Source organism: Streptomyces sp. NPDC002671 (genome assembly GCF_053592475.1).
This window is the reverse complement of the sequence record NZ_JBSFVU010000054.1, coordinates 1-12,088: the sequence shown is the minus strand read 5'-3', so window position 1 is coordinate 12,088 and position 12,088 is coordinate 1. Positions and strand designations below refer to the sequence as shown.

Here is a 12,088-nt window from a genome sequence, read left to right as displayed (position 1 = left end):
CTGGCCTGCGCCCGTTCGGCGGCTGGTAGCCGCCGAGCGGCCTCTACTCCTTCTGTTTGGCGGCGTCGTGCTCCCGGATCGCGGTGTCGAGGGCGTCGAGAAGGCCGCGCAGCAGCTCCGCGGCCCCGTCCCTCTGCTCGCTCAGCGCCCATGAGAGGGCCTCGATGTGGCCGAGGACCGGGGCGCCGCCGCCGGACGCGGTCTTGAGGATCTGCGCCACCTGGCCGCGGTTGATGGGCCTGCCCTTCTCAATTAGCGAGGCCAGGTCGGCGGTCGCGGTGCGCAGCCAACCGAGGCCGTCGGCGGCGGTCGCGGGAGCGGCCTTGTGGGCGGGCGGGCGAAGGGCGGCTTGGTCCAGGACCTCCAGCTCCAGCCCAGCCGCTTCGCACAGTTCTCGCGCGGTGTCCCGGACTTCCTGTCCGACCGGGGTGACCGAGGCGAGCAGGTGGACGTCGGCTCCGAGCCGCTGGCTCAGCGCGACGTCCCGTCGGAGCTGTGCCTCGTCGAACTCCGAGGCTGAGGTCTTCACCTCCCCGGAGAGGACCTTCCCGTCCCAGATCCCGAAGATGTCCACCTCCTCCTGGCGGCCGTCGTCGAAGGTGACGTCGGTGCCGGGGAGGAAGTGGGAGCGGGGCTTGCGCCTGCACAGCTCGGCGATGACGAGCAGATGCGGCAACAGGCCGTTGTCGCTGGCTCGGTCGGTGAAGCTGTCGAGCCGGTAGTGCACGGCGGTCGGCACGCTGCCGGACTGGTACGCGGACACGGCCCCGCAGCCGGGGCATCGAGGGGAGCCGCTGGTCTGGTTGAGCGGCACGAAGGAGCGGCCGGCGCACGAGGGGCAGGTGCTCTCCAGGCCGCGCTCGGCCCAGCTGAGGGCGCACAGCCGTTCCAGCGCGGCCGCCCGGTCCTCCGCCCCGACGTTGGTCAGTTTGTCGGCGGGCAGATAGCGGCGCTCGGACCGGCCGCCCCACGTGGCGGCCAGTTCGGCGAGGTCGGCGTCCGGGCTGCCGTCGGCCCGCAGCTCCTGCAGCCTTTTCATCAGCTCCTTGGACCGCGGTGTGGTCAGGGCGATGGCCGCCTCGTAGATGCCCGGCTCGAGGAGCGCGGAGCTGTCGGCGCGCTCGGTCAGGGCCGCGCCCAGGCGGCCGGCCGAGGACAGTTGGTGCGTGACGGTTACGTCGTCCAGCAGCTGCTCGGTGGCCTGCGGCAGCACGGGGAACGTCACCTGGACGGCCAGCTGATGGCTGATGGGGAGGAACGCGAGCTGCAGCTTGCCGTCCCGCCACTGGGCGTCGGGGTGGACGAGCCGGGCGATGGACGGGCGTGCGGGCAGGCCGAGCAGGGGCTCGCCCCAGAACCTCACGAGGGCCCCGGCGTGCCCGTTGAACCGGACGGGCTGGGCGAAGCGCACAGTACTCGGCCCGTCGGCGAAGACCTGCACGTCGAAGGACGTCGGGACCCCGTAGTGGCGTTCGAGGGTCACCCAGTCCCACGGGTCCAGGTCCGTCCGGAAGGTGAACGGGGCGGTTCGGGCGGGCGGTGCGGGGATGCGCACTCCGGCCCGCGGCTCCTCGTTGGTGGCCTCCAAGCCGAGCACAGAGGCAAGTTCCCGTGGTTGCCCCGGCGATGCCGAGCGGCTGACGAGGGCGACGTCGGGAGTGAACTGGCCCGGGCGGGAGGCGAGGAGACGCGCCACTTGCCAGGGGAACTCCATCCAGTGCCTGACCACGTTGGCGCCGGGCAGCAGGAGCATCGGCATGTCGATCGTGTCCACCGGCCGCAGGGCTCGGGTGTTCCAGAAGTCGAGGCTGTCCGCCAACCCGTCTTCCTCGGCGACCCACAGGACCAGCGGGGTGTGCCCCGGGGTGGTGCTCCGGTACTCGCCGAACTGGTCGACCGTGCCCTGGATCCTGGTGTCGCTCTGCAGCTGGTATCGGCCGAACTCGTCCTGCCGCTCACTGACCCGGGCGTGCTCACGCTGGCCCGGGTCCACGCCGCCGGCCACAGCCAACTGCCACAGCGGCCCATCGGGGCTCGCCGCGATCGGAGGTTACGACCGATCCGTGAACTCCCTGACCCCGTCCGGGGAGCAGGTGAACGCCACCGCGTACTTCCGCATGTCCGCGAGCGCAACGACGGGCAGCCTCAGACTCTCCGCGATCTCCTCAGCAGCCAGAGGATCAGCATCGACGTTGACGAGCGCCTCGACGCCAGCGATACGGACGGCCTGCTCGTGCTGCTCGGACAGACCCGATGCCGAGGCCTCGACGATGGGCTCGGTCATGCCGCCCCACCGACTGCTGGCCTGCGTCACCGCGACCCGGAACCCGGCCTCGCTGCCGACTGCGATCAGGTAGGCCGCCCGGGAGGGAAGGACAGCGGCCTCCATGGCGGCCTGCCCGAGATATCTCCTCGAATTCACGACGCCAAGCCTCCTACTGCCACCGCCGAGCGCGGCACGAGTTAGCCCAGAAAGGTGTGACTGGTCGCGGTAGTTGTCACCGAGAACGCTCCGCGAGCTGCGGCTACGCCTCGCGCTGGTCACGCTATCTGTGACGGGACGCGGTAGTTGGAACCATGGGGGTGTTGTGACCTTGGGGTTCGGATCCCCGGGTCACGATTGTTGGAACCAAATGGTCACGCTGCTTGCAACCTGCGGTGAATTGCCATTCATGTTGGAACCAGTAGCGGTGCGGAGCGTTGCCGCGGGCAGCGGAGCGTCGGCCGGGGCGGTCGACGCAGTCGATGAACCTGTTGGAGACGTGCGGGCGAAGCCGCCTCACCCGGCGGGTGATGACCGCCGTGCACATCACCAGGGCACTACGCCGGCGTCCTCGAAGAACTTGCCGGTCGGGCCGTCGTCGGGCAGGGTCGCGAGTTTGATGGCGATCGCCGCGCCCTGTTCGGGGGTGCGCACGCCGCGGAAGCCGTTGAGGTCGGTCGCGACGTAGCCGGGGCAGCCGGCGTTGATCAGGATGTTCGTGCCGCTCAGCTCCCTGGCGTACTGGAGGGTGACGGCGTTCAGGAACGTCTTCGACGGCGCGTACGCCACGGCCACCGGACCCGTCGTCTGCTCAGCAGCGGTTCCTGACTGCCGGGTGAGGGAGCCGACACTGCTGGACATGTTCACGATCCGCGGTGAGGCAGAGCGGCGTAGCAGCGGCATCATCGCGTTGGTGACGCGGATGACGCCGATCACGTTGGTCTCCACGACCGTCCGGATGGTGGCGGGATCGACCCGGGTGGGCTCCTGCGGCATGCCGCCGGTGATGGCGGCGTTGTTGACGAGCACGTCGAGGCGCCCGGCCTGTTCCTCGATCAGTCGTGCGGCGGCGGTCGCGCTCGCGTCGTCGGTCACGTCCAGTGGCACGCCGAACGCGTCGACGCCGGCCGCGCGCAGTCTCTCCACAGCGGCCTTACGGCGCTGATCGTCGCGGGCGCCGACGCCGACGCTCCAGCCGAGGGCGCCCAGGCCCGCGGCGATCTCGTAGCCGATTCCCTTGTTCGCGCCGGTGACCAGCGCAATCGTTCGCTCACTCATGGGGACCATGCTGCCCTCGGACTCCGGCTGGGGTCCAAGACCGATCGGGTGGGCAACGATACCGTCCGGGTATTGATCCGGGGTAGCGTGGCCGTATGGAGACCCGCGAACTGCGCTACTTCGTCGCTGTCGCTGAAGAGCTGCACTTCGGGCGCGCCGCGCAGCGGCTCGGCATCGCGCAGCCGCCTTTGTCACGGGCGATCCAGCAGCTCGAACGCCGGCTCGGGGCAACGCTGCTGGATCGGACCAGTCGCACCGTCACGCTGACCGGGGCCGGCTCAGTGCTGCTGGCCGAGGGCCGGGCCGCCCTCGACGCGGTCGACGCTGCTGAGCGCCGGACCCGCCGCGCCGCCCTTTCCGCAACCGGCCGTCCCGGCCTGGTCCTGGTGACGAAAGCCAGCGCGTCCCGCGAACTGCTGGCGAAACTGCTCGACGCGTACGCCGCCGAACCCGGAGCGGTCTCCGTCGACGTCATCCTGTGCGGCCCGGCCGAGCATGAACGACTTCTGCGTGAGGGCCGGGCCGACGTGGCGCTGCTGCACCGGCCGTTCGACTCGACGGCCGGGTTTCACACCGAAGAACTCAGCACGGAGGGCCAGGTTGTGGTCCTTCCGGCCGGACATCCGCTCACCGTCCGGGCCCATGTGTACATGGCCGACATCACCGGGCTGCCGGGCCTGCCCCTGCCACGCTGGCCCGACCCCAACGGCACCTACCCGCCCGGCCCCGGCCCGCGGGTCCGCGACCACGCGCAGTTGTTGCAGCTCGTCGCGCTCGGCCGGGCTTGCGCGGTCTCACCGGAGTCGTGCCGAGCCCAACTGCACGGTGACCTTGCCGCCGTACCTGTGCTGGACGCGCCGAAAGTCACCACCGTGATCGCCTGGCCACCGCACAGTCGGTCCAGAGCCGTCGCCGACCTTGTCCGGACTGCGACACGTCTCCAGTAGTTCCAACATGCGTGGCCAGGTTCCACCTATCGTGGCCCGGCTCACTATCTGTCACCAGTTGGTCGAGCCGTGGTGACGGTCTGCGCGACCAGGTGACAACTACCGCGACCAGTCACAGTGCGGCAGGCCGCTGCCGCTGGGCATCGCGTTGTCGGTGGCGGCTGGAAGGCTGGACGGCATGAACGGTGACGAGCAGCTGCTGCGCGGCCGGGTCTACGGCCACGACCACGACGACCCCGACCCGGGCCCACGCCCGTGGCAGACCTACGCCACGCTCATAGGCGGGCCGCTGGACGGACTGCTGCTGGACATCACGGGCTGGCGGCCAGAGGAGATCGACGATGGCGCCGCCCTGTCCACCGAGCTCGGGCAGTTTCCTGGCGGGCGGGCCCTCTACGACCCGCGCCCCGGCGAGCCGCGTACACCGGGCCCGGGTGTGAGCTGCCGCTTCTACTACTCCGGCGATACGCCCTGACCGACGCCCGCAAGCGCCGACTTCGACCATGGGCCCGACCACGGCTGGCGCGCTCCGCTCCACTTGGTGGGGGTGGTTCAGTGATCTCTAGGAACAGCGTTCGGCGACGGTTCCGGAGGCAGTTGGTGATCACCTGGCTCACGGATCTTGATGAGAAACGACGGCACTGCCGTGTCCACGAACCTGGGACAGCCAGCCTCCTCGTCAGAGTGGCTGGCCGTCGAAGGGGGCGCCGGAGCCGGGCTCGAACGTCGTGCCGAGGTCGTACTGCGCGATCCCGAAAGGTTGAAAATCGGCATCGGCAAGGACGCGGTAGAGGAACTCCGAGGTGGACATGTCGTACCGGTGCCATGCGCCGACGTCATTGGACCGCGCAAGGACGGGGTACTCGCCCGGCCGCTCGGCATCGATCAGCCAGAAGTACTCGTCGGCCCATTCGGTGGAGCCCCACTCAACCAGCCCCTTGCCGCCAGGCGCGTAGATCGCATAGGGCTCGACGGCGGAGACGTCTCCGAACTTGCTGTCCTGGTCGACCGACAGGTCGACCCGCCACTGTGTCAGGAAGTCGAACGCGGGACCCTCGTCGCGCCCCAGAAAGTAGAGGGAATCACTGAAGACGCCGCCGCCGAACACCTCGTAGAGCTCCTTGTAGTCCGCCGGCAGCGGAACACCCAGCTCTCCCTCGATCGCCGCCCAGTCGACGGAGATCCCGAGCGGCTCCCACCCGGTCAGTTCGATCACTCGCTGAACCCACATACAACAATCTTTTAGCATCGGTCTTCGTTCCGATGTCCCTCAACCCCCTCGTCGCTCAGGTCAAGATCGGCAGCTATCGCACTCAGCCGACCTTGGCGGGTTCCTCAGCCCGGCTCGTGCGCACCTGCTGGACTCCGACGTCCGTACCGACCCGGTGCGGCCGGGCCGGGTGCCGCCACCGACCCGAGGCATCGCGGACCACGTCGACGGCGGCCTCCATCACGACGTCGGGCTGCACCAGGCGGACATCAAGCGTGCGTTGCGTCCCCCATCCGACGCTGAAGGTCCCCCTGCCGCGCTCCGAGGTGTCGGCGATCCAATGCCCACATGATTGCTGGGCAGGGGTTCACAGACACCCTGCCCTGGTCAGTACTCGACGTCCCCGCTGACGGCAGCCGCAATGATGGAACTGACCGAACTGATTGAAGCCCAGGCTGGCATCAGCTCGTCCCGCAGGTCCTGCTGCGGGGGAAGTCGGGCCGGGGCGGGGTCCAGTCGCGGGGCTTGCCCAATGCCTCCCGTACGAGGGCCCTGGTCTCCTCAGTTGCGTCGGTCCACGAGGTCGCCTGCCAGTCCAGCGGCGTCGGCCATGATGCTCGCTCCACCTCGCTGACGTGCAGGACATGATCCTGTCCGGCGTGCCCCAGAATCAGTCGGTCGGGCGGCGGCGGGAGTTCGTCCAGCCTGCACCGCCGCTGGTGCAGGCGGCTGTTCTCCTCCAGCCGCCAGCGAGCCCACCCCAACACCGCTGATGCGTACAGCGGCATCACGCCCGCCGCGTCGGGGTCGGGGTGTTCGGGGCTCAGTACGAACTGGTAACCGTGCGGCGGCACTTCCTGGGGAGTGCTCGCTCGCAGCGCGACAAGGCACCGGTTTCGTTTGTAGACGGACACCACGAGGCAGCCGGGGAGGCGCGCCATGAGCTGGTCCACTTCCAGGGCTGCTGGGCGGCCCGCTTCCGGTGTGCTCACCGCCGAGGCGGACAAGGCAACGCGGTAACTGTCGACGCGAACACCAAGGCCCGAGACGGTGAGTGCGGAGGGCTCGGGTCGCAGGTAGGCGGCCTGGTGGACCGCGAGTTCCGGTTCGCCGTCAGCCTCTGCTCCACTCGCTGGGACGGCGGTGACATCGATCCGCATCACGCCGTCCGGACCGCGGGCAGGCTGGGTGGCGACCTGCGCTGCGCCGTAGATCCCGAACATCCGCTGTGCGAGGGTCCGGTCGCGCGGCATCTGCATACCCATGACGGCCAGCACGTCATTGCGCAGTCGGGCACGCGGACGAACTGATTGATCAGCCTGATCCGGCCGAAGCGAACCGGATCTGGTCGAAGTGGACGGGCGCCTCCACGAACTCGACAGCCTGAGCTGAGCCGCTCCTAGGAGCCGGTGCTCAAGCCGGATCGGCCTGAGCACCGGTCGAGGGGAAGCTCACAGGCCGCTCCAGTGGGCGGCTGGCGTTATGGGGGTGGCGAGGCATCGGCGTGCCGGGGACGGTGTGGTGAGTCGTGAGCAGCCGCCCAGGGCGCTGCTGAACGCGATGATGAGGTCCTCGACTTTGCGGGTGCTGGCTGGCTGGGTGTCGTCCCGGGTGGGTGGCTTCGTCGTGGGCTGCTGTGGGGCGGGGTCGGGCTGGGTGGGGGTTTCGGCTTGCCACAGGGGCAGGAAGTAGGAGGGTTCGCCGTCGAGGAGTTGGATGAGGCGTTCGACGTGTTCCCACTGGCCGCTGGTGGTGCCGTCGAGGAGTGCGCTGATGTGGTCCTGGTCGAGTTCGTTGCCGCTGGTGACGGCGATGGCCCAGGGGGTGGGACTGCCCGCCCGCAGGTGCAGGAACCGTAGTGCGGAGGCGAGCGAGGCGGGAGTGGCCTGGTTGTCGCGGCGGGCCTTGGAGGCTTCCCAGACGCGGCGCAGGACTTCGGGGTCGGCGCCGCAGGCGCGGGCGATCGCGGCGACGTACTTCCAGGTGGGGAAGCGTGCTCCCGACATCAGCCTGGAAAGGTAGCTCGGGGACAGGCCGGTGCGGGTGGCCAGGGCTCTGAGGCTGAGCCCGGATGCACGCTGGAGACTGCTGAGGACGTTGGCCAGGTCCTGCCCGGCCAGGGTCGCCGGCGGAATCGCAACTGTGGGGGGTTCAGTGGGCGGTGTGCCGCGCTGCGTACCGTCGCCGGTGCCTTCCATATGGGCCGGGCCGTTGGCAGCGTGCCCCGGGGGTGCGGGCGGGGACGGGGGTGTGGCGGAAGTGGGGCGCCAGGGGCCGGATGCGCGGCGTGTGGTCATGGTCCATTTCTTGCGTGCGGTGTCCCTGCTCATGCCGAGCGGCGCTCCGATCTGTTCCCAGGAGGCACCGCGATGCTTGCTCCTGGCCACCATGTTCGCGGTCAGGCGTTCAGTAACGACCTGGAGGCGGACCATCTGCTCCAAAGGTGCCGTCACGGGCAGGCCGGGGTGGTCGAGAGCGAGGAGGAGTTCCCGGGAGAGGTGGACGATCTGGTTGAGCTGGACCCGCAGGGCCTGGTCGAACATCTCGGTGTCCGGCGGTTGCATCGCTGCCCGGCGTTGCCGGCCTGCCTTCTGGCGGCAGCGGGAGCTGCAGTACTCGCCGGGGCGCCCGGTGGCTTGAAGGCGACGCTCTTTGCCGCACTGTTTGCAGGTAGGCTGCGAGAAAGTGTTCCCCATCGTGGCGTTTTCCCTTTTCCAGTGACTTGCCCGGGCGACGAAATGGGGATCGGCGCCCGGGATTTGTGACGGAGAGCGGTGTGTGTGCATCCGTTTCGTCGCGCGGATGCGGCGGGATCAGCGTGAGGGCCGAGGGGACTTCGGCCCTCGGATCGTCAGGACACCGGGGGGTCGCCGGGGCGGCTACGGCGGGCCATTACCGCCCAAGCGGCCACTGCAACCAGGGAAGTTGCCACGTCTACCCAGCCGGGGGGAGCCGGGGACGACGATGAGCGCCGGAGTGGCCAGGGCCGGGCTGGTGGGGGAGAGGGTCCGCCAGCTGACCGCTGACAACCGCACCCTCGACGAGCGGCTCAAAGCTGCCCGATCCAACATCCGATTCCAGGACCGCCGCGTCGCCGACCTCGAAGCCCAACTCCTCGACCCACCCGTCGGAAAGTAGCCCAGCAACACCCCGGCGGAGGGGCCCGATTACCCATCAGGTGACCGGGCTCCTCGGCCGGGCCCAGAGCGATCGACGGTTGGCCAGCCGGGCCGCCCGACGCAAGACGGCTTCTGCACGGGGGTGTTCCCAGGCAAGGCTCGGTCGTTCGGGCCGTCGTCGGCAATACGCGCAATCAGGATCACTGCAGACGCCTTCACGCCATTCGTCGCACACCACGCACAGCGCTGCGTCAAACCGTTCGCAGTAGTCCTGCCTGGTGCCGCAACGCAGGCATGATCCGGACTCCGGCCGGACGGCGGAGGGGCGCTTACGAGGCATCCCCCTGTCCGAGGTTCAGCATCTCCGCATCCACCATGGCTGAGAAGGATCGCCATAGGAGTCCACGATCGTGCGGGACCAGTAGACCTCGTCAAGCGGATGCACCAGCCGCCGGAGCTCCCGCGACGCACCTGTCGGCAGCCCGCAGAGGGCCTGCTCCAGCACCTGTCGTGGATGGGCGTCAGAGGGACAGCACGCTTCAACTCCGCAACCACGGGCCTGTGGATCTGTCAGCCTACGGGCCGGCCCGTGAACGGTGCCGACCCACCGAGCCATCGCGTCGGCGATGGCCCCTGGCCACAAATGTGAATCCTCGAACGTGGCAATCTCGCTCTGTGCGCGCGCCGAGACCCCAGAAACGATCTTCCTGCCGTGCTCCGGGCGGAGCCTGCGCGACAGCTTGGCGCGCACCTGGCCTGGCCGTCTACGCGCCATAAGCCTTTCGTTGGTTCGTCATGGACGACATCCTCCCAGAGTGAGGCCATTCCGATCAATGCAGCCCCGACCGTCTGGCCTGTCCGCTGCCCGAGCGGCAGACTTCCTGACCTCTCTTGATCTCCCGTCGATTACATGTACGCTACGTAATCACCGCAGGTCGAAGGCCATCTATGGACTCCTGCGGTCGGTAAAGGGATCGACGATCCACGTCGCGATCAAGTGCTCCATCTGCGTGAGCGTCAGGACTGCGTCGGATTCTGGATCGGCGCCGCGGTCGGCGACATCTGTGCCGGTGAACCCCAGCAGGTGCTCGAACAGCAGCGTCTTGATCGCGCCGAAGACCCGCTCGACGGCGAACTTGTCTGTCTGGCGCAGGACTCGCGCGGGCAGGATGTTGCAGCCCAGTTCGCGTTCCGCCTCCACCAGGTCGTGATTCTTGTAGGGGCCGCCGTGGTCCGTGGTGATCGTCTCCGGCGCGAAGAACGGCAGGCCCGCAACCTCGTGACCGGCGAACTCGGTGATGATCTCCGCCGGGACGCCCGGATAGGGCCAGGCCATGTCCTCGCCCCAGCCCTCGCGCATCGGAAGCGGCATCATCACGTCCCGCAGCAGCATCGCGACGTCGACTGAGGTGTCCGAGCCCAGGGTGAGCCGGAACGCGGGCAGCGAGTGCGTGAACAGGTCCAGCCCCAACGTCAGCGTCGCCGTGACCGGCTCGCCGAACACCGTCTCGCGCAGCTGGACGGGCAGCGGTGTCGAGTCCAGGGCCAGGACCTGCCCCGGCCGGTGGACCACGAACCGGTGCCCGACACCGGCCTCCGCCGCGGCTTCGGCAGTCCGCAGATACCGCTGCCGTCCGCCGCCCGGCCCGAACCATTCCTCCCAGACCCGGGTCAGGGTCCAACGCGAGGGGATCTTGTCGACCGAGAAGTCGGGGAACGTCTCACGGACATACTGGTGCAGCAGGCGGTGCTTGGCCCTCATCCCGATCCGGGACCGGGGCCCGCACTCCTTCCTGACCGCGAAGATCGCCTGACGGATCTCCTCGGTGATGCTGGGATGGCCGATCCTGCGCCGGGTCCAGCGGCCGTCCGCGCAGGCCAGCAGCAGGCTCTCGCCCTCCAGCGTGGTCAGGCCCTGCAGAGTTCGCAGGCCCAGACCCTTCAACCCGAGCGTCTCCGCCTCGTGCGCGGGCATCGCTCCCAGCTCGTCGACCTTGGCCTGCCGCCGCTAAGTCAGCGTCGTCCGCTCGGGATCGTAGGCGGCCCTGGGTTCACCGGGCCGGGCCCGGGACGGATGGCCGTCGCGGAAGCCGGTCGCGGCCTCCCTCACGTGCTCGGTCCTGATCATGGCCTGCTTCAAGCGGGTTTCCGTCAAATCGGCCCGGCTGCGAGGCTGTCTCGCGACTCGCTCCTGCCGGCCCCCGACCTGACGGACGTCCGGGTGGTGGATCAGCCAGCGGATCGTCCGCTCCTCTCTCCGTCCGTCCTTATGGAACAGGCGGAACCGACCGAGCTGCGGCTCGATCGACTCGACCCTCCACTCGACTCCGTTCAGCAGCAGACGGCCGCCGATGGCGAGATCGCGCAGCCTGCCCCCGGTTGTCACGGCCGCCTTCCTGGTGAGGCGCCGAGCCAGACCGGCGATCCGTCGTTCAAGGGATTGCCCAGATCCGTGGCCAACTGCCGGTGCCAGAGCAGATGCGTCGCGTGCGCGCGAGCGACCACCGGCAACCTCGTTGCCCCGGCCATCTCCCCGAATGTGAGCTTCCCCGCCTCCTCGACGGCGGCCAGCAGCTCGCCCTGGAGCCGCATCGGGTCCTGCAACGGGCGACGCTGGGACGACAGGAAATCCAGGACGCTGTGGACGTGCGGACGCCAGCCGGCCACCACCGAATACCGCCATCCGACGGTCTCCGCCACGTGCCGGGCCGCCGCGAACTTCAGGGCGTCGAGCGGTCCGACCAGCCGCTCCGGTCGGACGTCGAACAACCACCCGCCCCCGCCGGGCATCACCGCCAAGAAGTCCGGGGTATGCCGCGCGCGTACCCCCTCGTGCTCGAAGTCCGGCTCAAACGGCTGGGCCAGCACATCCACGACCCGGACGAAGTCCAGTGCGAGCAGCAGACGTTGCTCCTCCAGCGACTCGAAGCCGTGGTGGCGGCCGGTCGACACCATGAACTGCAGCCCCGGCCGGTGCCCCTGCCTCGCCCTCCAGGTGAACCCGCGAACCGGAGACGACGAGCCAACGGGCGCCGAGCCCATGTCGCTTACCGGCCATGCCACCGACCCGCCGCCGACACGCCACGACGTGATCCATCGCCGCTGCCAGCCCTCGGACAGGGGCAGCCGGTCCTGTGCCGTTTCGTCACCTGCATGCTCCACGATCAGCATGTCCATGAGGTTCCCCCGAGATGCGGGGAAAGGTGACAGCAGTTCAGATGGGTTTCATGAGAGGAGCCCTGACGATGCCTGCCCCGAGGAAATACCCGCT

General features: G+C 69.1%; 13 protein-coding genes. 3 read left to right on the top strand and 10 right to left on the bottom strand.

Annotated elements, in window-relative coordinates:
• Nucleotides 1-43: 43 nt before the first annotated feature.
• The 3 genes from ACWD35_RS40455 to ACWD35_RS40445 form a co-directional block, all read right to left on the bottom strand.
• Complete coding sequence (locus ACWD35_RS40455) at nucleotides 44-2,011, bottom strand: hypothetical protein (protein ID WP_451356352.1); 1,968 nt, start codon at nucleotides 2,009-2,011, stop codon at nucleotides 44-46.
• A gap of 39 nt (nucleotides 2,012-2,050) precedes the next feature.
• Nucleotides 2,051-2,545 (bottom strand): hypothetical protein, encoded by a 495-nt coding sequence (locus ACWD35_RS40450; RefSeq protein WP_451356351.1) that lies wholly within the window; start codon nucleotides 2,543-2,545, stop codon nucleotides 2,051-2,053.
• 264 nt (nucleotides 2,546-2,809) lie between these two features.
• A complete protein-coding gene (locus ACWD35_RS40445; protein ID WP_451356350.1) occupies nucleotides 2,810-3,541 on the bottom strand; it encodes an SDR family NAD(P)-dependent oxidoreductase in 732 nt (243 codons plus the stop codon).
• 95 nt (nucleotides 3,542-3,636) lie between these two features.
• Here ACWD35_RS40445 and ACWD35_RS40440 point away from each other — a divergent pair, with 95 nt between their 5' ends.
• Nucleotides 3,637-4,488: a LysR family transcriptional regulator gene (locus ACWD35_RS40440; RefSeq protein WP_451356349.1), complete on the top strand. Its 852-nt coding sequence runs from the start codon at nucleotides 3,637-3,639 to the stop codon at nucleotides 4,486-4,488.
• 178 nt (nucleotides 4,489-4,666) lie between these two features.
• Nucleotides 4,667-4,963 carry a hypothetical protein gene (locus tag ACWD35_RS40435; protein WP_451356348.1) on the top strand — a complete coding sequence of 99 codons (297 nt, stop codon included), beginning with the start codon at nucleotides 4,667-4,669 and terminating at the stop codon, nucleotides 4,961-4,963.
• 204 nt (nucleotides 4,964-5,167) lie between these two features.
• On the opposite strand, the gene ACWD35_RS40430 is transcribed toward ACWD35_RS40435, so the two are convergent.
• The 4 genes from ACWD35_RS40430 to ACWD35_RS40415 all read right to left on the bottom strand — a co-directional run bounded on the left by ACWD35_RS40430 (nucleotide 5,168) and on the right by ACWD35_RS40415 (nucleotide 8,262).
• Complete coding sequence (locus ACWD35_RS40430; protein WP_451356347.1) at nucleotides 5,168-5,704, bottom strand: SMI1/KNR4 family protein; 537 nt, start codon at nucleotides 5,702-5,704, stop codon at nucleotides 5,168-5,170.
• Between the two features lie 97 nt (nucleotides 5,705-5,801).
• Nucleotides 5,802-5,957 carry a hypothetical protein gene (locus ACWD35_RS40425; RefSeq protein WP_451356346.1) on the bottom strand — a complete coding sequence of 52 codons (156 nt, stop codon included), beginning with the start codon at nucleotides 5,955-5,957 and terminating at the stop codon, nucleotides 5,802-5,804.
• 202 nt (nucleotides 5,958-6,159) lie between these two features.
• On the bottom strand, nucleotides 6,160-6,963 hold the full coding sequence (locus ACWD35_RS40420; protein WP_451356345.1) for a hypothetical protein: 804 nt from the start codon (nucleotides 6,961-6,963) through the stop codon (nucleotides 6,160-6,162).
• Between the two features lie 186 nt (nucleotides 6,964-7,149).
• Nucleotides 7,150-8,262: a helix-turn-helix domain-containing protein gene (locus tag ACWD35_RS40415; RefSeq protein ID WP_451356344.1), complete on the bottom strand. Its 1,113-nt coding sequence runs from the start codon at nucleotides 8,260-8,262 to the stop codon at nucleotides 7,150-7,152.
• 400 nt (nucleotides 8,263-8,662) lie between these two features.
• On the opposite strand from ACWD35_RS40415, the gene ACWD35_RS40410 reads away from it, so the two are divergent.
• Nucleotides 8,663-8,836 (top strand): hypothetical protein, encoded by a 174-nt coding sequence (locus ACWD35_RS40410; RefSeq protein ID WP_451356343.1) that lies wholly within the window; start codon nucleotides 8,663-8,665, stop codon nucleotides 8,834-8,836.
• Nucleotides 8,837-9,763: 927 nt separating this feature from the next.
• On the opposite strand, the gene ACWD35_RS40405 is transcribed toward ACWD35_RS40410, so the two are convergent.
• From ACWD35_RS40405 to ACWD35_RS40395, 3 genes are read right to left on the bottom strand one after another with little or no spacing between them, the layout of a single operon-like run.
• The gene (locus tag ACWD35_RS40405) at nucleotides 9,764-10,792 is read right to left on the bottom strand and encodes a hypothetical protein (protein ID WP_451356342.1); all 1,029 of its coding nucleotides are present in this window, start codon (nucleotides 10,790-10,792) and stop codon (nucleotides 9,764-9,766) included.
• Between the two features lie 33 nt (nucleotides 10,793-10,825).
• On the bottom strand, nucleotides 10,826-11,203 hold the full coding sequence (locus ACWD35_RS40400) for a hypothetical protein (protein ID WP_451356341.1): 378 nt from the start codon (nucleotides 11,201-11,203) through the stop codon (nucleotides 10,826-10,828).
• Entirely contained in the window at nucleotides 11,200-11,988 is a 789-nt protein-coding gene (locus ACWD35_RS40395; protein WP_451356340.1) for a TnsA-like heteromeric transposase endonuclease subunit, read from the bottom strand. Before ACWD35_RS40395 ends, ACWD35_RS40400 begins: the two co-directional genes overlap by 4 nt.
• Nucleotides 11,989-12,088 lie beyond the last annotated feature (100 nt).

Bases quoted from the DNA above. Each gene is read 5' to 3' on its own strand.
- ACWD35_RS40445 (WP_451356350.1), bottom strand. From the start codon at position 3,541: ATGAGTGAGCGAACGATTGCGCTGGTCACCGGCGCGAACAAGGGAATC.
- ACWD35_RS40440 (WP_451356349.1), top strand. From the start codon at position 3,637: ATGGAGACCCGCGAACTGCGCTACTTCGTCGCTGTCGCTGAAGAGCTG.
- ACWD35_RS40435 (WP_451356348.1), top strand. From the start codon at position 4,667: ATGAACGGTGACGAGCAGCTGCTGCGCGGCCGGGTCTACGGCCACGAC.
- ACWD35_RS40420 (WP_451356345.1), bottom strand. From the start codon at position 6,963: ATGGGTATGCAGATGCCGCGCGACCGGACCCTCGCACAGCGGATGTTC.
- ACWD35_RS40415 (WP_451356344.1), bottom strand. From the start codon at position 8,262: ATGCAACCGCCGGACACCGAGATGTTCGACCAGGCCCTGCGGGTCCAG.
- ACWD35_RS40410 (WP_451356343.1), top strand. From the start codon at position 8,663: ATGAGCGCCGGAGTGGCCAGGGCCGGGCTGGTGGGGGAGAGGGTCCGC.
- ACWD35_RS40405 (WP_451356342.1), bottom strand. From the start codon at position 10,792: ATGCCCGCGCACGAGGCGGAGACGCTCGGGTTGAAGGGTCTGGGCCTG.
- ACWD35_RS40395 (WP_451356340.1), bottom strand. From the start codon at position 11,988: ATGCTGATCGTGGAGCATGCAGGTGACGAAACGGCACAGGACCGGCTG.